16 protein-coding genes and 2 tRNA genes are annotated in these 19103 nt (G+C 61.6%); 9 read left to right on the top strand and 9 right to left on the bottom strand.

The genetic code is table 11. The annotated features are described in order from the left end of the window. Window positions 1–77: 77 nt before the first annotated feature. From mreB to I2F59_RS01985, 6 genes are all read right to left on the bottom strand, one after another. Entirely contained in the window at window positions 78–1109 is a 1032-nt protein-coding gene (gene mreB, locus I2F59_RS02010; RefSeq protein WP_006236061.1) for a rod shape-determining protein, read from the bottom strand. 127 nt (window positions 1110–1236) lie between these two features. After that, a complete protein-coding gene (locus I2F59_RS02005) occupies window positions 1237–2541 on the bottom strand; it encodes a tetratricopeptide repeat protein (protein WP_229065279.1) in 1305 nt (434 codons plus the stop codon). 11 nt (window positions 2542–2552) lie between these two features. Then, entirely contained in the window at window positions 2553–3095 is a 543-nt protein-coding gene (locus tag I2F59_RS02000) for a peptidylprolyl isomerase (protein ID WP_006236059.1), read from the bottom strand. A gap of 107 nt (window positions 3096–3202) precedes the next feature. Beyond that, the gene (locus tag I2F59_RS01995; protein WP_195444175.1) at window positions 3203–4345 is read right to left on the bottom strand and encodes a zinc ribbon domain-containing protein; all 1143 of its coding nucleotides are present in this window, start codon (window positions 4343–4345) and stop codon (window positions 3203–3205) included. Between the two features lie 103 nt (window positions 4346–4448). Further along, window positions 4449–7172, bottom strand: coding sequence for an HAD-IC family P-type ATPase (locus I2F59_RS01990; RefSeq protein WP_195503101.1), 2724 nt, complete (start codon window positions 7170–7172; stop codon window positions 4449–4451). A gap of 76 nt (window positions 7173–7248) precedes the next feature. Further along, window positions 7249–7325 (bottom strand) — tRNA-Arg (locus tag I2F59_RS01985). A gap of 204 nt (window positions 7326–7529) precedes the next feature. Between I2F59_RS01985 and aroF the strand changes: the two genes are divergently transcribed. From aroF to aroQ, 8 genes are all read left to right on the top strand, one after another. Further along, on the top strand, window positions 7530–8552 hold the full coding sequence (aroF, locus tag I2F59_RS01980; protein WP_195503099.1) for a 3-deoxy-7-phosphoheptulonate synthase: 1023 nt from the start codon (window positions 7530–7532) through the stop codon (window positions 8550–8552). A 3-nt stretch (window positions 8553–8555) separates the two neighbouring features. Further along, entirely contained in the window at window positions 8556–9470 is a 915-nt protein-coding gene (locus I2F59_RS01975) for a prephenate dehydrogenase (protein ID WP_195503097.1), read from the top strand. A gap of 36 nt (window positions 9471–9506) precedes the next feature. Next, window positions 9507–10613, top strand: a complete 1107-nt coding sequence (aroB, locus tag I2F59_RS01970) for a 3-dehydroquinate synthase (RefSeq protein WP_195503095.1) — start codon at window positions 9507–9509, stop codon at window positions 10611–10613. Further along, on the top strand, window positions 10607–11926 hold the full coding sequence (gene aroA, locus I2F59_RS01965; protein ID WP_195503093.1) for a 3-phosphoshikimate 1-carboxyvinyltransferase: 1320 nt from the start codon (window positions 10607–10609) through the stop codon (window positions 11924–11926). Before aroB ends, aroA begins: the two co-directional genes overlap by 7 nt. A gap of 1 nt (window position 11927) precedes the next feature. Beyond that, a complete protein-coding gene (gene aroC / locus I2F59_RS01960; protein WP_195503091.1) occupies window positions 11928–13025 on the top strand; it encodes a chorismate synthase in 1098 nt (365 codons plus the stop codon). Between the two features lie 53 nt (window positions 13026–13078). Next, entirely contained in the window at window positions 13079–14224 is a 1146-nt protein-coding gene (gene pheA, locus I2F59_RS01955) for a prephenate dehydratase (protein ID WP_195503089.1), read from the top strand. After that, complete coding sequence (locus I2F59_RS01950) at window positions 14225–15475, top strand: shikimate kinase (RefSeq protein WP_195503087.1); 1251 nt, start codon at window positions 14225–14227, stop codon at window positions 15473–15475. A gap of 64 nt (window positions 15476–15539) precedes the next feature. Beyond that, window positions 15540–15977, top strand: coding sequence for a type II 3-dehydroquinate dehydratase (gene aroQ, locus I2F59_RS01945; protein WP_195503086.1), 438 nt, complete (start codon window positions 15540–15542; stop codon window positions 15975–15977). 104 nt (window positions 15978–16081) lie between these two features. Here the strand turns inward: aroQ and I2F59_RS01940 are convergent. From I2F59_RS01940 to I2F59_RS01930, 3 genes are all read right to left on the bottom strand, one after another. Next, window positions 16082–16158: transfer RNA gene (locus I2F59_RS01940), tRNA-Arg, on the bottom strand. 54 nt (window positions 16159–16212) lie between these two features. After that, window positions 16213–16980: an ABC transporter ATP-binding protein gene (locus I2F59_RS01935; protein WP_006236046.1), complete on the bottom strand. Its 768-nt coding sequence runs from the start codon at window positions 16978–16980 to the stop codon at window positions 16213–16215. A gap of 11 nt (window positions 16981–16991) precedes the next feature. Next, complete coding sequence (locus I2F59_RS01930; protein ID WP_022094778.1) at window positions 16992–17837, bottom strand: ABC transporter permease; 846 nt, start codon at window positions 17835–17837, stop codon at window positions 16992–16994. A gap of 160 nt (window positions 17838–17997) precedes the next feature. On the opposite strand from I2F59_RS01930, the gene I2F59_RS01925 reads away from it, so the two are divergent. Continuing rightward, window positions 17998–18966, top strand: a complete 969-nt coding sequence (locus I2F59_RS01925; RefSeq protein WP_195503085.1) for a glycosyltransferase family 2 protein — start codon at window positions 17998–18000, stop codon at window positions 18964–18966. Window positions 18967–19103: the final 137 nt, after the last annotated feature.

The raw sequence follows: 19103 nt of genomic DNA, 5'->3' as shown, positions 1-19103 counted from the left end.
CCCGTTGATTGTCGCTTGGTATTCAGATTTGTGGAGAAACCCGAAGATCGTGCCAAATGGAATCCACCTTTTGGAAATTAAGCATTGGTCTGGACGAAGCCGCCATCAAACGCATTGGCCTCGAGCACGCGGGCACAGCCGTTAACGACGTTATCGAGCGCCGTGGGGCTGACGTTGACCGAAACACCGGTCTCATCGCGCAGGCGCACGTCGAGACCGCGCAGCAGCGCGCCGCCACCAGTCAGCAAAATGCCGTAGTACATAAGGTCCGAGGCAAGATCGGGAGGCGTAGCGTCGAGTGCGTCCTTGACGGCCTTGGCCATCTCGTCGAGCGGCTTGTTGAGCGCGCGACGAATCTCCTCGCTCTCGATGCGCACGGTCTTGGGCAGACCGGTGATCACGTCGCGGCCGTTGACCTCGACGTCGAGCTCGTCCTTGAGCGGCACGGCGGAACCGACCTTGATCTTGATGTCCTCTGCCGTACGCTCGCCGATGGCCAGGTTGTAGGCATCGCGAACGTGCGTGAGGATGGCCTGATCGAACTCGTCACCGGCAATACGGATGGACTGCGAGACGACGATGCCGCCCATAGCGATAACGGCGACCTCGGTAGTACCGCCACCGATGTCGATGACCATGGAGCCGGTGGGCTCCTCGACGGGCAGGTCGGCGCCGATAGCGGCAGCCATGGGCTCCTCGATCAGGTAGGCCTGGCGAGCACCGGCCTGGATCGTGGCCTCAAAGACAGCACGCTTCTCGACCGACGTGACACCGGAGGGAACGCAGACGACAACGCGCGGACGCGGGGTCCACGGATAGCGCTTCTCGGAAGCCTTGTCGATAAAGTAGCGAAGCATGGCCTCGGTAACATCGAAGTCGGCGATGACGCCGTCCTTCAGGGGACGAACGGCCACGATGTTGCCGGGCGTACGGCCGAGCATGCGCTTTGCCTCGATACCGACCGCCAGGATGCGCTCGTCGTTCTTGTCGATGGCGACAACAGAGGGCTCGCGAATGACAATGCCCTTGCCGCGCACGGAGACAAGCGTATTTGCGGTGCCGAGGTCGATGGCAAGATCGCCCGCATAGCTACCGAAGAACATATCCATCAAAGAAAACAACGCAACTCCTGATGTGTTGGATGATTGCTGGAAAACTACTAGCTCATGATACTAGCGCAAGCCCGGCACCTCACTTGCGGTGAAGCGCCGGGCAAAGCTAAATCCCATAAGGTCACTACTGGTTGTCAGCAGCCGAGAAATCCATATCGAGCGAGGAAACGGCCCAGCCGATATGATTGTCGGAGCGCACGAATTTGACGGTGTACTCCTGCTCGCCGCCCTTGGACAGCGAAGCCTTGACCTTGGCAGTCGTCTCGGTCATGGACTGATCCATGCCCTCGACGGACACGGTGGCGCCCTGCGGAATCGAGGAGATGATCATCGACTTGGCGTCCTCGGACAGGCTCGAGGCCAGGCAAGACTCGGCCTTTGCGGTGTCACCGTCGCCGGCAGCCTGGAACAGATCGGTGATAACCGACTCCTGCGAGGGGAAGCCAAAGCCGCGCGTGTAGGCAAAGCCCAGACCGCCCGCAGCAATCAAAATGAGCAGAAGCAGCACGATGAAGACTTTGAGACCCGTGTGGCGATGGCGACGACGGACCTTGGCCTGCTTACGATCCTGACGGTCCTGCTGGACCATCTCGGACTCTGACAGTGTAAAGAAGCCGGTGTCCGAGGGATCGGGCATAAACTGACCGGTCGCGCCCGTAGGATCGAGCGGATCGACGGCAGGAGCGTCCATCGCAGGCGCCGGAGCCGTGGCCATAGCCGTCTGGGCAGACAGCGCGGCAAGCGAATCGTGCACGCGGGCAAGCTCATCGGCCTGCTCGGAGGTAAGCTGGTAGATGCCATCGGCAGTAGCGGCGTTAAAGGCGTCGAGTGCGTCGGAGGGACGGCCGGCGGCAGAAAGCGCCTGACCCATGCCGGCGTTGAGCGCGCGCGTGTCGTCACGGGGACCGGCAAAGTCGATAGCCGTACGGTAGGTCTCCACGGCATCCGCCGGACGGCCGAGCTTAATGAAGCAACGACCGAGCTCGCCGAGTGCGGCGGCAGGAGCCGGATTGGCGCCGTCGATGGCAGCCTGACGGAAGGCAGTACCTGCATTGGCATAATCGCCCGACTGGAACAGCGCATTGCCCAGGCCCAGATAGGCCTTGAACGGCGTGGCATAGGAAGCATCCTGCGTAGCAGCAGAGAACGCCTGGGCGGCCGTCGTGTAGTCGCCCACGGCGGCGAGCGCCTTGCCGCGGTTGGTGAGCAGCGCGCCGCGCTTGCCGTAGGTGCCGTCGTTGAGGGCGGCAGCATAAGCCTCGGCGGCCTCGGCATACATGCCCAGGTGCATCAAGGCGTTGCCACGAAGGTGATCGGCCTCGCCCATAATCTCATCGGGAGTCTTTGCCGCCCCAAGCATCTGGGCTGCAGCGGAAAAATCACCCGCGCGGTAAGCGGCGCGGCCCTGTTGGATCAGCTGGCTATTCAAGGAAGTCCCCTTTACTCGTGAACGATCTCGACATGGACGATCTCGTCGCCGGCACGCAGCTGCGAAATCACATCGAGACCCTCGACCGTGGTACCAAAGACGGTGTAACCGGAATCGAGGTTATGCTGGGCGCCCAGGCAGAAGTAGAACTGCGAACCCGCGGAATCGGGGTCCATGGAGCGTGCCATGGCAAGGGCACCATCGACATGGCTGTTGCGCGGATTGGTGGCAAACTCGCCCTTGATGCAGTAGCCGGGGCCACCGGTACCGGGCATGCCGTCGGGGCCCTCAAGACCAGCGGCGACGTCGGCGCCGGACATATCGCGGGTATTGGGGTCGCCGCCCTGGATGACAAAACCGGGCACATAGCGATGGAACTTAAGGCCATCATAGAAGCCCATCGTAGAAAGCTCGCAGAAGTTCGCGACATGAATGGGAGCGCCCTCGCCGTCAAACTTGACCTTGATGGTACCCTTCGACGTCTCGATAACGGCGCACTCGTCGCCGGCAAGCTGATACTCGGGCGTGTAGAGCTCTTTCTTAAAACCAAACATGTGGTTCCTTCCTCGTGCGTTTAAAGCATATTTGTAAGAATTGTAGCAATAAGCATGCGCTTACATCAATTGCGCACGTAGGTTATGCCGACTATGGCGAACTAATTTTAGGAACGCTGCTGCGGCTTCCAGGAGCCCACGTTGGCGTCGTACTGATTCAGCGCGCTGTTGCCGCTTTGAGCGATGGGCGCCAGGATCTCGCTTTGGTGAGAACTCATCGACTCGCCATCGGGAATGGCCAGCGAGATGTCCCAACTCTGGCAGATCACGTCGACGCGCTCGTACATCCACTCGGCAAGCTGCTTTAAGTGGGCGATGTCATCCGCATAGACCGTATCGTCCTGGTACTTAAGGTTGTTGAGCTCATCTTGCGTCTTTTTGATCTGGTCGCGCAGGGCGTAGGCACTCTGCGACAGCTCCTGACGGGTGGACAGCGGCGTTCGGAGATAGCCGTTGTTAAAGGAATCGATGACCTCGCCGATCTGGTCCTCGTCACCGTAGGACACGATGGTCTGATACAGACCGTCGAGCCTGGTATAGAGCTGATCATCGGTCAGCACGGTTTCTTCCTGGACCACCTCGGCAGAATCGTCTTGCTTGGTATCGTCCTCAGTCGCCTCGCCCTTTTGGCGCGTGGGGAAGGTGGTTTGTGCAGCTTGGCCAAACTGGTCGTAGAAGCCAGGCATGACACCCATGGGATCGGTCGTCACGAACCAATAGGCACCGCCGCAAACGACGGCAAGTACCGCGATGACGATGAGCGGCTTGGGGATATGACGCTTGTGCTTGTGATAGGCGTCCTCGTCGGGATGCACTTTGCGCTTGGGTTTTTGAGCATCGTCGTGCAGGGAAACGGGCGTGGGAATATCGACCTTGGGGATACCGAAATCCTTATCGAAAGCCGGCAGCACGCAGGTCTCGTTAGGATCGGCGGCGTCCGAAAGAACCGCGGCAGCTGAGGCGGGCGCATGCGGCACCTCGGTATCGATCTGCTCTTGCGTTAGGCGCGGAAAGCCCGCCGTGCGGCCCGCTGCCAGGTCGGATGCGGCCGCGTCCTCGGAGAGGATACCCGGAGCGGGGCGTCCGCATTTGGGACACGTACGATCGTGCGGAGAAAGACGGGCACCGCAGCCCTCGCAGAACACGAACTCGGTGTGCTCGGGGCCATCGCCCGGACCCACATAGGCGTTGCAGTAGGGGCAGAACGAGGCGCCGTCCTCGATAGTCTTAAGGCAATGCGGACAGATCACGGCATCCTCTTTTCGAAGCAATTCAAACAATCGAGGTTAGAGCATAACATCGCCACGGCCCCACAGGAGCAAGGCACCAATTCAACATCGCCAGGGCGCGTAGTTACTTCTTCTTTTTGCTTGGCATCGAGACTTTGATGCCTTGGGCGGACTTGGTCACGCGAGAGCGCTTGGCTCCGGTACTCCTCTTTTTCTTGGGCTGGGCCTGGGCCACGCCCTCGAGTGCACGGGCCTCGGCCTCGCGAGCGGTGCGATCTTCGCGGCGCTGCGCCATGTCGGCGGCGACGCGCTTGGCAAAACGCTCGGCCGTCGAACCCGTCGAGCTCACCTTGCCGCCACCGCGACCCAGGTGGACGCGCACACCACGGCCAAAACCAGTTGCGGCATGACGACGACGCGGCTTGAGCGAATCCATCATCGTGGCGAGCTTAAAGAACACCGAGCAGGTAAAGACCACGATAACAGCCAAGATAACCATCTGGCCCATCGACAGGTTGGCAATAGACAGCAGCTCCGGGAATCCGATAACGCCCACCAGGATGCCGGCGACTACAAACACAAAGAGCACCACACGTAAGGGCGTGAGAGGCTGCGAGATGCGCCAGATTAGGCTGACGCTCGCCGCGCACGACGTAAGCAGGCACATCGTAGACAGCGTGAGCTGGCTAAAGCCAAACACGCGCGCCACAAAGATATCGAGCGCCGCAGCCAAAATGACCGCAATCGACGCCGGCAGTGCACGCTTGAGTACGTTCGTCAAAAACGCACCCTTCACACGAGCATTGTTGGGCTCCAGGCCCAACACAAAGCCCGGCGCGCCGATGCAGAAGAAGTTAATGAGCGTCATCTGGATGGGCTCGAAGGGGTACGGCGGCAGCGCGATACACAGCGCCGCCAGGCCCATCGAGAACAGCGTCTTGGTCAGGAACAGTGAGGCCGAACGCTGCAGGTTGTTGATGGAGCGACGGCCCTCGGCCACCACGGCGGGCATAGAGGCAAAGTCGTTGTCGACGAGTACGATCTCGGCCACGTTGCGCGCGGCATCGGAGCCAGCCGCCATGGCGACGGAGCAGTCGGCCTCCTTGAGCGCCAGCACGTCGTTGACGCCGTCGCCCGTCATGGCCACGGTGTGCTCGCGGCGCTTGAGCGCCTGCACGAGCTCGCGCTTCTGCTGCGGGGTCACACGACCAAAGACATGGTAGCGGTCCACTGCGGCATCGAGCTTGGCCGGCGTATCGAGCGTCGTGGCGTCCACATAAGCGTCCGCCCCCGGCACGCCCACCACGCGCGCGATCGACGACACCGTACGCGGGTCGTCGCCACTGATCACGTTGAGGGTCACGCCCTGCTCGTTAAAGTAGCCGATGGTTTCGGCCGCCGAAGTACGGATCTCGTCGCGGATGGTCACAAAGCCCACGGGCTCGGCCTCGCCCACCATATCGCCATCGGGCGAAAAGCCGTCCACGCGCGCTACCACGAGCACGCGGCAGGTATCGGCAAGCTCGGCGACACGGTTCTCGACCTGCGAAAACACACGATCGGAGAGCACAAACTGCGCCGCACCCATCACATAGGAGCCCTGCGCAAACGACGCGCCGCTCCACTTTTTGGAGGACGAGAACGGAATGACCGACAGCGGCTCAGACACCTCGACCGGGCGATCGGCGTAATAGTTGAGCAGCGCCTGGCAGGTCTCGTTGGCATCGGCCGAAGTCGCACGCGCGACGTTAGCCAGCGCAAAATCGAGCACCGTGGTATCGACGGGAACGGCCGCCTCGTCCGAGCCGGCGTCTAGGCTCACGCCCTCAACCGGCAGCGGATACGTGCCCTCGACCTCCATGCGGCCCGACGTGATGGTGCCCGTCTTGTCCAGGCACAGTACATCGACGCGAGCGAGCGTCTCGATGCAGTAGAGCTGCTGCGCCAGCACCTTGCGGCGGGCCAGGCGCACCGTGGCGATGGCAAGCACCGACGAGGTCAGCAGCACCAGGCCCTGCGGGATCATGCCCAGCAGGGCGCCCACCGTGGACAGCAGCGCCGACGAAGGCACATGACCAGCCAACAGCTCGGAGAAGCACCACGAAAGCGCGCTATCGCCCGGGGTTCCCGCGGCATCCCACAGCTCGCTCACACTCGAGGCAAACAACGCCAAACCGAGCGGGATCATGATGATGCTCGCAAAGCGCACGATGGCGTTAAGCGCGTTCATGATCTCGGAATTGACCTTTTTGACGTACTTGGCCTCGTTATTAATTTTGGCCACGTAGTTGTCGGCGCCGACATGGATCACGCGGGCGCGCAGCAGGCCCGAGTCGATAAAGCTGCCGCTCATGAGCTCGGAACCGGGCTGCTTCTTAATAAGGTCGCTCTCGCCCGTCAGCAGGCTCTCGTTCACGAGCGCCTCGCCCGATACCACCACGGCGTCGGCCGGAATCTGGTCGCCGCGCCCCAGGCGGATGATGTCGTCGAGCACGATCTGGTCCAGGTCGAGCTCCACCTCGGCGCCGTCGCGCACCGCGATGGCCTTCTTGGAGGTCAGCAGTGTGAGCTTATCGACCATCTTCTTGGAACGCATGGACTGGATGACGCCAATAGCGGTATTAAGGAACACCACGAACAGGAACGTCAGATTCTTAAACGAACCGGTCAAAATGACCAGGAACGCCAAGATCACGTTGATCAAATTGAACAACGTGCAGAGGTTCTCGATGATGAGCTCTTTGACCGACTTGGTCTTGAGCTCCATGTTGCGGTTGATCTTACCGGCGGCGATGCGCTCCTCGACCTCGGCGGTCGAGAGTCCACGCTCGATATCCGTTGCTGCCATACCACGTCCCATCACGTCGCGTCGGTATAAGAAAAACCGCCCGGACCATGCGAGGTTCGGACGGTCTTACGTTCGATGGTGCCCCATGTTGGATTCGAACCAACGGCCTTCTGCTCCGGAGGCAGACGCTCTAATCCCCTGAGCTAATAGGGCCAACGTTTGGCATTATACCCAAGTGCACCACGGGCTATCAAAATAAAAGAAAAAGCTTTGCAATTCCGAGGAAGACGCAGCGCAACGGCCCACTTTAGAAGGCAAAAGCGAGTCAGATAGTATAAACTCTCATGCACCATATATACACGGCTCGCGATGCGGGCCGTTTTTGCAAAAGTTATCCATCGAGGTGAGAGGCACACCATGATTGCAATTTTAAAGCAGAGCGCCAGCGACGAGGCCGTCGGCCATATCGTCAGCTGGATTGAGAAAAAAGGCCTGAAGACCGACGTCTCGCGCGGCGAGAACGAGACGATCATCGGCCTGGTGGGCGATACGACCAAGATCGACCCGTTCCTGCTCGAGTCCATGGATGTCGTCGAGCGCGTGCAGCGCGTCTCGGAGCCGTTCAAGCGCGCCAACCGCAAGTTCCACCCCGAGGACTCCGTCATCGACTGCGGCCACGGCGTCAAGATCGGCGGCGACCAGTTCCAGGTCATCGCCGGTCCCTGCTCCGTCGAGGGCGAGAACCTCATCCGCATCGCACGTCGCGTAAAGGCCGCCGGCGCCACGATGCTGCGCGGCGGTGCCTACAAGCCCCGCACCTCCCCCTACGCCTACCAGGGCATGGGCCCTGCCGGCCTCGACCTGCTGTGCGAGGCGTCTGCCGAGCTCGACATGCCGATCGTCACCGAGATCATGGACCCACGCGACGTGCAGGTCTTCCTGGACAAGAAGATCGACGTCATGCAGATCGGCGCCCGCAACGCCCAGAACTTCCCTCTGCTCAAAGAGGTCGGCAAGACCAAGACTCCGGTCTTGCTTAAGCGCGGCATGTCCGGCACGATCGATGAGCTGCTCATGGCCGCCGAGTACATCATGAGCGAGGGCAACGACAACGTCATCCTGTGCGAGCGCGGCATCCGCACCTTCGAGACCCGCACCCGCAATACCTTCGACCTCAACGCCGTGCCGGTGCTGCACCACCTGTCGCACCTGCCCGTCGTCGCCGACCCCAGCCACGCCACCGGCTACACCCGCTACGTCGAGCCCATGGCGCTCGCCGCGACCGCCTGCGGTGCCAACGGCCTGGAGATCGAGGTCCACGACGAGCCGAGCCGCGCCTGGTCCGACGGCGCCCAGGCCCTCACCCCCGATCAGTTCGACGACACCATGCGCCGCATCCGAGCCATCCGCGAGGTTGTCTGCCAAGAGACCATGGAGTAGCCCATGGGTACGGTGAGAAACGCGCGCGTTAACCAGGGCGGCCCCAAGTGCGCCGGCATCGTCGGCCTTGGCCTCATCGGCGGTAGCTTTGCCCGCGGCTATGCACAGGCGGGCGTCCGCGTGCTGGCCTGGGACCCCGATGACGATGTCATGACGGCCGCCAGCATGGGCACTGTCGCCGGAGAGCTCAACGACAAGACACTCGGCGAATGCGACATCATCGTCCTGGCCTGCTACCCCGAGGCCTGCATCGAGTGGCTCGAGACGCACGCCAAGGCGCTCGCCGACGCCACCGACACCGACGCCATCATGGGCCCCGTGGTAATCGACACGGTGGGCGTCAAGGGCATCGTGTGCGAACGCGCCTTTGAGCTTGCCCGCGAGCACGGCTTTTACTTTGTGGGCGCGCACCCCATGGCGGGCACGCAGTACTCGGGCTATGCGCACTCCCGCGCCGGCCTGTTCCAGGGCGCTCCGCTCGTGCTCGTGCCGCCCGCGGTGGACGACGCGCTCAAGCTGGAACTTTTGGGCCAGGTGCGCGAGATGGTGCGCCCCTTGGGCTTTGGCAAGTTCAGCGTGACCAGCGCCGCCGAGCACGACCGCGTCATCGCCTTCACGAGCCAGCTTGCGCACGTGGTGTCCAACGCCTACGTCAAGAGCCCGACCGCCCAGGTCCACCACGGCTTTTCGGCCGGTAGCTACCGCGATCTCACCCGCGTGGCGCACCTCAACCCGCAAATGTGGTCCGAGCTCATGATCGACGACGCCGACGCGCTCGCCTACGAGATCGACCATCTGATCGAATCGCTCGGCGCCTACAGCCGTGCGCTCAAGGACCGCGACCAGCGCTATCTGGAGAATCTCCTTGCCGAGGGCGACCGCATTAAGCGCGCGCTCGACGACGAGACCTCCCACTAGACCACCTATCACGCCAGGTCGAAAGGACCGAAGCTTATGGCGATTACCATCGATATCGACACTGCACGCCCCTACCAGGTGCATGTTGGCACGTTTTTGCTGGAGCAGGCGGGACCGCTCGTGCGCGCCACTGCCGGCGGCACCAAGGCCGTCATCGTGACGGACACCAACGTGGGCCCGCTCTACCAAATGCCTGTCAAACAGAGCCTGGAAGCGTCAGGCTACGAGGTAAGCATCTACACCTTCGAGGCCGGCGAAGCACACAAGCGCGCCGAGACCTACATCAACATCTTGGAGTTTGTGGCCGAGCACGAGCTTTCGCGCTCCGACGTGATCGTGGCGCTCGGCGGCGGCGTCGTGGGCGACGTGGCCGGCTTTGTGGCCGCCACCTACATGCGTGGCTGCAAGTTTGTGCAGATCCCCACGAGCCTGCTCGCCATGGTGGACTCGTCGGTGGGCGGCAAGACGGCCATCGACCTGGCCGCCGGCAAAAATCTCGCCGGTGCCTTTTGGCAGCCGAGCGTGGTTATCGCCGACGTGGGATGCCTTGCCACCCTAACGCCTGAGCAGTTCGCCGACGGCTGCGGCGAGGTCGTCAAGCACGCCGTGATCGCCGACCCCGAGCTCTTCGCCGAGTTGGAGAAAACCCCGCTCACGCTGGAGCTGCTCAACCGCGATGTGGCCCGCGTAGCACTCATCATCGCCCGCAATATCGACATCAAACGCGCCGTGGTCGTCGCCGACGAGCGCGAAACCAACCAGCGAAAGCTCCTCAACTTTGGACACAGCGCCGGACATGCCGTCGAGGCCTGCGAGAACTTTGAGCTGGGGCACGGCAACTGCGTTTCGATCGGCATGGGCATCATCACGCGCGCCGCGGCCTTGCACGGCATTTGCGACGCCGAACTTCCCGCTCGCATCGAGGAGCTCTGCGCGCGCCACGGCCTCAAGACCCGCTGCAGGCTTTCGGCCGACGCCGTCTTTGCCGAGGCACTCCACGACAAAAAGCGCGCCGGTGACACTATCGACCTGGTAATTCCGCACGACATTGGCCGTTGCAGCATCGACCGCACGCCGCTTTCCACTTTCCACGAACTCATTGCCGAGGGCCTCGGCCAGAAGGGAGACGCATCCGCATGCTAGCCCGCATCACCCCGTCCCCGCTCAAGGGCACCGTTCCCGCCATCGCATCCAAGTCGATGGCGCACCGCTTGATTATCTGCGCTGCGCTTGCCAACGGCGAGACACACGTCACCTGTAACACCACCTGCGCCGACATCGAGGCCACGGTGCGTTGCCTTACGGCCCTGGGCGCTCGCATCGAAACCGTCGAGGACGGCTTCCAGGTCCACCCCACTATGAAGAGTATTGAGTTTGGCCTGCTCAAGGCCCTTGCCGGCGGCACGCTCGACTGCGGCGAAAGCGGCTCCACGCTGCGCTTTATACTGCCCGTCGCCTGCGCGCTGGGCGCAGAGGCCACCTTTGTGGGCCAGGGTCGTCTGGGCGCCCGCCCGCTGTCCCCGCTCTCGGACGAGATCATCGCCGCCGGCTGCGACCTACAGGGTCTGGGCGGTTTTCCGCTCAAGACGAGCGGACGCATGCGCCCGGGCACCTTTGTGCTGCCGGGAAACGTGAGCTCACAGTACATCTCGGGCCTACTGCTGGCAGCACCGCTGCTGGCCCAGCCCTCCTGCGTACAGGTGACCGGCCTGATCGAGAGCCGCCCGTACATTAACCTGACGATCCAGGCAATGAAGGCCTTTGGCGTCGAGGTCAACGTCGAGCGTATTCCGGCCAAGGACGGCCAGCCCGAGGTCACGAACTTCCGCGTAAGAAGCGGCTCGTACCGCACGCCCGGCAGCGTAGCCGTCGAGGGCGACTGGTCCAACGCCGCCTTTTGGCTGTGCGCCGGCGCCATCGGCTCCGACCCCATCACCGTGGAGGGTGTGTCGCTGAGCTCCGCACAGGGCGACCGCAACGTGCTTGCTGCGCTTTCGCGCTTTGGCGCCCGCATCGTGCGCTCCACCAACGCCGCCACCGTGCAGTCCGACAAGCTCGCCGGCTTTGAGATGAGTGCCCACGACATTCCCGACCTGGTACCCGTTATCTCGGCCGTGGCCTCGCTGGCACAGGGCCGCACCTTTATCCGCGATTGCGCCCGTCTGCGTATCAAAGAATCCGACCGCCTGGTCACCACCACCCGCGAGCTCACCGCGCTGGGCGCGCAGGTGCGCATTGCCGGCGATGACCTCATCATCAAGGGTGTCGATGCCTTTACCGGCGGCGAGGTCGATTCGCACAACGACCATCGCATCGCCATGATGGCCGCCATCGCCGCAAGCCGTGCCACCGGCGAGGTCGTGATCCACGGCGCCGAGGCCGTCAACAAGTCCTATCCCGATTTCTTCGACCACTACCGCCTGCTGGGCGGCAAGGTCACACTCGAGGAGGAATAGCATGTCCTCGACCTTTGGCAACGTCTTGCACTTAAGCATCTTCGGCCAGTCGCACTCCCCCGCTATCGGCTGCTCGCTCGATGGCATTCCGGCGGGCATCGCCGTGGACCAGGAGAAGCTGCAGGCCTTCCTCGACCGTCGCGCTCCCGGTCGCGACGAGACCGCGACCAAACGCCGCGAGGCCGACGCCGCCCACATCATCGCCGGTGTTGTCGATGGACATACCACCGGCGCGCCCATCGCCGCGATTATCGAGAACACCAACACGCGCTCCAAGGATTACTCCGAGCTGCGCCGCAAGCCCCGCCCTGGGCACGCAGACTTTCCGGCGCGTGTGAAGTACCACAACATGCACGACGTCGCCGGCGGCGGGCACTTCTCCGGCCGTCTGACGGCCCCTCTATGCATCGCCGGCGGGATCGCGCTGCAGGCGCTCGAGGCCCGCGGCATTCAGGTCATGGCGCACGTCGCGCAGATCGGCGGCATCTCCGACCTGCCGATGGACGATATGGTCTATCGTGAGGCCGACCGCAAGGCGATCCTTACGAACGATCTGCCGTGCATTGACGCCGCCGCAGCCGGCCGCATGCGCGAGGAGATCCTGGCCGCGCGCGACGAACTCGACAGCATCGGCGGCATCGTGGAGTGCGGCATTTACGGGCTTCCCGCGGGCATCGGTGACCCCATGTTCGACGGCATCGAGAACCGCATCGCGCAAATCGCGTTTGGCATTCCCGCCGTAAAGGGCGTGGAGTTTGGCATGGGCTTTGCCGTGGCCGCCATGCGCGGCAGCGAGAACAACGATCCGTATCGCATCGACGCCGAGACCGGAAAGATCGAGGTCGAATCCAACAACGCCGGCGGCATCCTGGGCGGTATTTCGACCGGCGCGCCCGTCATGTGGCGTATGGCCGTAAAGCCGACGCCCTCCATTGGCCGCGAGCAGCAGACCGTGGACATGGACGCCATGGAAAATGCCGAGCTCTCGGTCCACGGCCGCCACGATCCCTGCATCGTCCCCCGAGCCGTCCCCGTAGCCGAAGCAGCCGCCGCCCTCGCCATCTGGGACGCTCTCCTCGAGGACGCCGCCCAGCTCTAACCCGACTCACCTGGGTTGCCCGTCAACTCTGCCATTACGTGAAAGGGACCTCCATGGACCTTGCTGACATCCGCCAGGCCATCGATGGCATCGACACCACGCTCCTCAACAGCTTTGTCGAGCGTATGGACATTGCCACCGAGGTCGCCAAGTCAAAAATCGAGATGGGCAAGGCTGTCTTCGACCCCGCCCGTGAGCGCTCCAAGCTCAACAATCTCGCCAGCCGCGCGCCCGAGCGCTACGAGGCGCAGACCATCACCCTGTTCCGCCTCCTCATGAGCATGAGCAAGGCCGAGCAGCAGCGCTACATCAACGAGCTCAAGGGCATCACCGTCTCGCAAAAGGCACACGCCACGGCTGCAGCCTCCGACACGCCCTTCCCTCAAACGGCCACCGTTGCCTGCCAGGGCGTGGAAGGTGCCTATAGTCAGATAGCCGCGTGCAAGCTCTTCGACGTGCCGGATATTGCGTTCTTCGAGACCTTCGAGGGCGTCATGCGCGCCGTACGCGACGGGTTCTGCGAGTTTGGCGTGCTGCCCATCGAGAACTCCACCGCCGGCTCGGTCAACGCCGTCTACGACCTGCTCGCCCAGTTCGACTTCCACATCGTGCGCTCGCTTCGCCTCAAGATCGACCACAACTTGCTCGTCAAGCCCGGCACCAAGCTCGCGGACATACGCGAGGTCTACAGCCACGGTCAGGCCATCGCGCAGTGCGCTAGCTTTATCGAGTCCCACGACCTGCACGCCACCATGTACCCTAACACGGCCATGTCGGCCGAGATGGTCGCCAGCTCCGAGCGTACCGATGTCGCCGCTATCGCCTCGCGCAGCTGTGCCGCGCTGTATGGTATGGAGGTGTTGGAATCCAACATCCAGGACTCGGACAACAACTACACGCGCTTTGTCGTCATCAGCCGCGAGCCGCGCGTCTACCCCGGCGCCAACCGCACCTCGCTCATGATCACCACGGCCAACGAGCCGGGCGCCCTCTACCGCGTGCTCGAGCGCTTCTACGCGCTCAACATCAACCTCATCAAACTCGAGAGCCGTCCCATCCCCGGGCACGACTTTGAGTTTATGTTCTACTTTGACCTGGACTGCCCCTTTGGCAGCAAGGCACTCGACGACCTGCTCGATTCCATCGACGACGTGTGCGAGAGCTTTACCTACTTTGGCAGCTACACGGAGGTGCTCTAGATGACCGATACCGCCGCAACCCGTCCCTATGGCGTGCTGGGCCGCGTGCTGGGCCACAGCTACACCCCGACCATCTACAAGGAGCTGGCGGGGCTTGAGTACGTGCGTTTTGAGCGCGAGCCCGAGGACCTCGCGGCCTTTATGAGGGGCGACGAGTGGGAGGGCACCAACGTGACCATCCCCTACAAGCGCGCCGTCATGGAGTACCTGGACGAGCTGAGCCCGCTGGCCGAGCGCATGGGCAACGTTAACACCATCACACGCCTGCCCGACGGCCGCCTGCGCGGTGACAACACTGACTATTTCGGTTTTCAGTGCCTAGTCGAGGAATTGGGCGTAGAGGTTGCCGGCAAGAAGGTCCTCGTCCTCGGTGCCACCGGTGGTGCCGGCACCACGGCAAGTATGGTGCTGGGAGACCTGGGCGCCATCGTCGTACCCGTGGGTCGCACGAGCGAGGTCAACTACGGCAACATCGCGCAGCAGTCCGACGCCGCCCTGCTCGTCAACTGCACGCCTGCCGGCATGTTCCCCCACTGCCCCGACGCGCCCTGCACACTCGAAGGGCTCGATGCGCTCGAAGGCGTTATCGACATTGTCTACAACCCCGCCCGCACGGGACTCATGCTCGAGGCCGAGCGCCGCGGCATCCCCTGCATCGGCGGCCTGCTCATGCTCGTGGCCCAGGCAGCGCAAGCCGTCGAGCGCTATACCGGCCAGGTCACCCCGCGCGAGCGCATCCTGGACGTAACGGAGCGCCTGTCGCGCCGCGAACAGAACATAGCGCTGATCGGCATGCCGGGTTCGGGCAAAACCCGCGTGGGTGAGCAGATCGCAATGCTGACGGGTCGCGAGCACATCGATCTGGACCGCGCCCTCGAGGAGCGCCTGGGCATGCCCTGTGCCGACTTTATCGTCGAGCGCGGCGAGGCCGCCTTCCGCGAGCAAGAGACAGCGGAGCTGGCCGACATTTCCAAGCGCAGCGGCCTGGTGCTCTCCACCGGCGGCGGCGTGGTCACACGCGACGAGAACTACCCGCTGCTGTACCAGAATAGCCAGATCGTGATGCTCAACCGCAAGCTCGACGAGCTCGCCCACAAGGGCCGCCCCATCACCGCGCGCGACGGCATCGATAAGCTGGCTGAACAGCGCATGCCGCGCTACCGCGCCTGGGCCGGCTACATCATCGACTCACGCGACTGCGCTGCCAACACCGCCCAAGCCCTCCTCGAGACCCTCCCACCCGCTCTCTAACCTAAGCCACCACAAAGGGGACAGACACCTTTGTGGTGGCTTTCCAACCGCAAAGGAAGCAACCATGAAAGCACTCGTCATCAACGGCCCCAACCTCAACATGCTCGGCATTCGCGAGCCGGGCATCTATGGTAGCGACAACTACGACCGCTTAGTGCAGATCTGCCAGGAAGCGGGAACCGCACAGGGCTTCAGCGAGGTCGAGGTCTTCCAGTCCAACCACGAGGGCAGCATCGTCGACAAGATCCAGGAGGCTTACGGCAAGGTCGACGGCATCGTCATCAACCCGGCAGCCTACACGCACACCAGCGTGGCAATCCTTGACGCCCTCAAGGCCGTCGCCATCCCTGCCGTCGAGGTGCACATCAGCGCCGTAGAGACGCGCGAGGACTTCCGCCAGGTGAGCTATGCACGCCTAGCCTGCTTCGCCACCATCACCGGCGAAGGCCTCCAGGGCTACGCCCACGCGCTGGAGCTGCTGAAAGAGCATCTGGAAAAGTAAAATGCCAACCCCAACAAACAGCAGCGGCTTGTTCGCGCTCGGCTTCAGCAGCATACAAGATGAAAAAAGCCCAGACCACCAAGCGGTCCGGGCTTAATAAACGATGGTGCTCCATGGCGGATTCGAACCGTCGACCTTGGGATTAGAAGTCCCCTGCTCTATCCAACTGAGCTAATGGAGCAAATAACCACACGCCCAAGCAAGCGCAAGCCTGTCGGGCGCAAGTAATTATAACCTAGTTGAACTGCTCGCGATACGCCTTGCAGACCTCATCGACCGGGCCGTCCATGCGAAGGTCACCCTTCTCAATCCAAACGGCACGCTGGCAGATGCGCTCAACCTGCTCCATGGAGTGCGAAACGAACAGAACCGTCACGTCACCGCTCTGGATAAAGTGCTGAATGCGAGCCTCACACTTCTGCTGGAAGAACACATCACCGACGGACAGCGTCTCGTCAACGATAAGAATATCGGGCTCGGTAATCGTCGCGATTGCAAAGGCGATACGCGCCACCATGCCCGAGGAGAAGTTCTTAAGCGGCATATCGACAAAGTTCTGAAGCTCAGCGAACTCAATAATGCCGTCAAAGTTGGCGTCGATGAACTCCTTGGTATAGCCGAGCAGGGCGCCGTTCAGATAGATGTTCTCGCGGGCGGTCAACTCGGGGTCAAAACCGGCACCAAGCTCAATCAGCGGCGCAATGTTACCGTGCACCTTAACGCTGCCCTCGCTAGGCTCAAGCACACCGGCGATAATCTTGAGCATCGTAGACTTACCGGAACCATTGGTGCCGACCAGACCCACAACCTCGCCGCGATGAATATCAAACGAGATGTGCTTAAGCGCCCTAAACTCCTCAAAGAACAGCTCGTGCTTGGCAAGCTTAATGAAGTACTCCTTGAGGTTGGTCAGCGACTCGGACGCCATGTTAAAGATCATGGTGACGTCGTCGACCTCGACAGCCAGAGGCTGCTCGCTGTAATCAACAACAGATTCAGTCATCACAGCACTCCTTAGATGTAGAGGATAAATTTGCGCTCGGACTTATGGAACACGGTATAGCCAATAATAAGCGCAAGAACCGCCCAAGCGACGCACATACCAAACGTCATAAGCGAGGGCGTAGTCTGGAACAGGAAGATATCGCGCATAAACTGCAGGTAGTTGAACATGGGGTTCGCATACATCAAGATACGCACGAGATGCGGCATTTGCGCAATATAGTCAGTCGTCCAGAAGATGGGCGTAATGTAAGTCCACGCCGTAATGACGACGCTCCACAGATGCATAACGTCGCGGAAGAAGACCGTAAGGGCAGAGAGCATCATGCCCAGGCCCATGCAGAAGCACATAAGCAGCAGCAGGCAAACCGGCAACAGAATCAGGTGCCAAGAAGGCATAACGCGGAACCACAGCATGACGATGGCGACGGCGACCAGCGAGAAGGCAAAGTTGACCAGCGAGAAGAGCACCTTCTGCACCGGGAAAACCCAGCGGTGCACCTTAACCTTCTTGAGCAGAGGGGCAGCGCCCACGATCGACGTCAGGGCCTGGTTAGTAGACTCAGACATGACGGCAAAGGTGATGTTACCCACGATCAAGTACAGCGGGTACATCTCGGGCGTCATTGAGCCATTGCGGCCCTGGCCAAAAATCGTCGAGAACACGATGGCCATGACGATCATCATCAGCAGCGGGTTGAGCACCGACCATGCGACGCCCAGAACGCTACGGCGATACTTGATCTTAAAATCCTTGGTAACCAGCTGACGAAGGATAAACGCGTCCTTCTCAAATTCGTTCTTAGCAAACGTCGCAGGCAGACTGCGAGTTTCTTGTTGCTTTGTCTGATCCGACACGGATGCAACTCCTTTACTCGTAATCGTTGACAAACGAACAGTATAGACCCGACGGCCATGCAAACGATTCGCGCAACAAAACTGGAGAACTAACCCACATCTTAGGATGCCAGGCCCAAACGGCTATACTTTCTAGGATTGAATGTATAAGGAGCATTAAGTGAATTCTGAATCCATCGCCGTCATCATCCCTTGCTACAACGAAGCGCTCACGATCGGCAAAGTCATCGACGACTTTCACCGCGAGCTTCCGCAGGCGACGGTCTATGTCTATGACAACAACTCGTCGGACGATACCTCACGCATTGCCACCGAGCACGGCGCCACAGTCCGCTTTGAGCCCCGTCAGGGAAAGGGCAACGTGTGCCGCCAGATGTTTCGCGATATCGACGCCGATTGCTACCTGATGGTCGACGGAGACGACACCTACCCCGCCGAGGCGGCCAAAGCCCTCTGCGAGCCCATCCTTAACGGCACGGCCGACATGACCGTAGGCGATCGCCTTTCCAACGGCACCTACGCCGAGGAGAACAAGCGTGCCTTCCACGGCTTTGGCAATAATCTGGTCCGCGCCATGATCAAGTGGATCTATGGCTACAGCTTCGATGACGTCATGACAGGCTACCGCGCCATGAGCCGCCCGTTCGTTAAAACCTTCCCAGTGCTTTCCGAGGGCTTCCAGATCGAAACCGAGCTCTCGATCCACGCCGTCGACCACCGCTGGCGCATCAAAGATGTGCCCATCGAGTACCGCGACCGTCCGGAAGGTTCCGAGTCCAAGCTCAATACCGTAAGCGACGGCATTAAAGTCGTTGCGATGATTGGCACGCTGTTCAAGGACTACCGCCCTCTGAAGTTCTTCAGCCTCGTCGCGCTTCTGTTTGCGGTGATCGGCCTCGCCTTGGGCACGCCCATCGTTGTCGAGTATTTCCAGACCGGCATCGTTCCGCGCTTCCCCACCGCCATGCTCGCCGCGTCGTTTATGTTCCTGTGCGGTCTGAGCCTTGCGACCGGCTTCATCCTCGATTCCGTGGCAAAGGTCGAAAAAAAGCAGTGGGAGGTCAACGTGTACAGCAAATACGCCTACGATGACCAGCCCGGCAGGTCCGCCACCACGCCAAGCGAGTGAAAGATCTTCCGCAAAATACTATTGGCACCACTGCGCAGATAGCCATCAACAAGAAAAGCCGGTAGTGTCGAGAAAGTTGGTGTAAGGGCCCTTGCGGCCCCTGTGTCCGATATCCGGAATCAGTTGATATCCTAGGC

It is taken from the genome of Collinsella aerofaciens, from assembly GCF_015556945.1.
GTDB lineage: Bacteria > Actinomycetota > Coriobacteriia > Coriobacteriales > Coriobacteriaceae > Collinsella > Collinsella aerofaciens_AO.
Note: the sequence above shows the minus strand (reverse complement) of the source record. Positions and strands in the feature narration are given on the sequence as shown.

Bases quoted from the DNA above. Each gene is read 5' to 3' on its own strand.
- I2F59_RS01935 (WP_006236046.1), bottom strand. From the start codon at position 16,980: ATGACTGAATCTGTTGTTGATTACAGCGAGCAGCCTCTGGCTGTCGAG.
- I2F59_RS01975 (WP_195503097.1), top strand. From the start codon at position 8,556: ATGGGTACGGTGAGAAACGCGCGCGTTAACCAGGGCGGCCCCAAGTGC.
- mreB (WP_006236061.1), bottom strand. From the start codon at position 1,109: ATGGATATGTTCTTCGGTAGCTATGCGGGCGATCTTGCCATCGACCTC.
- aroA (WP_195503093.1), top strand. From the start codon at position 10,607: ATGCTAGCCCGCATCACCCCGTCCCCGCTCAAGGGCACCGTTCCCGCC.
- aroC (WP_195503091.1), top strand. From the start codon at position 11,928: ATGTCCTCGACCTTTGGCAACGTCTTGCACTTAAGCATCTTCGGCCAG.
- I2F59_RS01990 (WP_195503101.1), bottom strand. From the start codon at position 7,172: ATGGCAGCAACGGATATCGAGCGTGGACTCTCGACCGCCGAGGTCGAG.
- I2F59_RS02000 (WP_006236059.1), bottom strand. From the start codon at position 3,095: ATGTTTGGTTTTAAGAAAGAGCTCTACACGCCCGAGTATCAGCTTGCC.
- aroB (WP_195503095.1), top strand. From the start codon at position 9,507: ATGGCGATTACCATCGATATCGACACTGCACGCCCCTACCAGGTGCAT.
- aroQ (WP_195503086.1), top strand. From the start codon at position 15,540: ATGAAAGCACTCGTCATCAACGGCCCCAACCTCAACATGCTCGGCATT.
- aroF (WP_195503099.1), top strand. From the start codon at position 7,530: ATGATTGCAATTTTAAAGCAGAGCGCCAGCGACGAGGCCGTCGGCCAT.
- pheA (WP_195503089.1), top strand. From the start codon at position 13,079: ATGGACCTTGCTGACATCCGCCAGGCCATCGATGGCATCGACACCACG.
- I2F59_RS01950 (WP_195503087.1), top strand. From the start codon at position 14,225: ATGACCGATACCGCCGCAACCCGTCCCTATGGCGTGCTGGGCCGCGTG.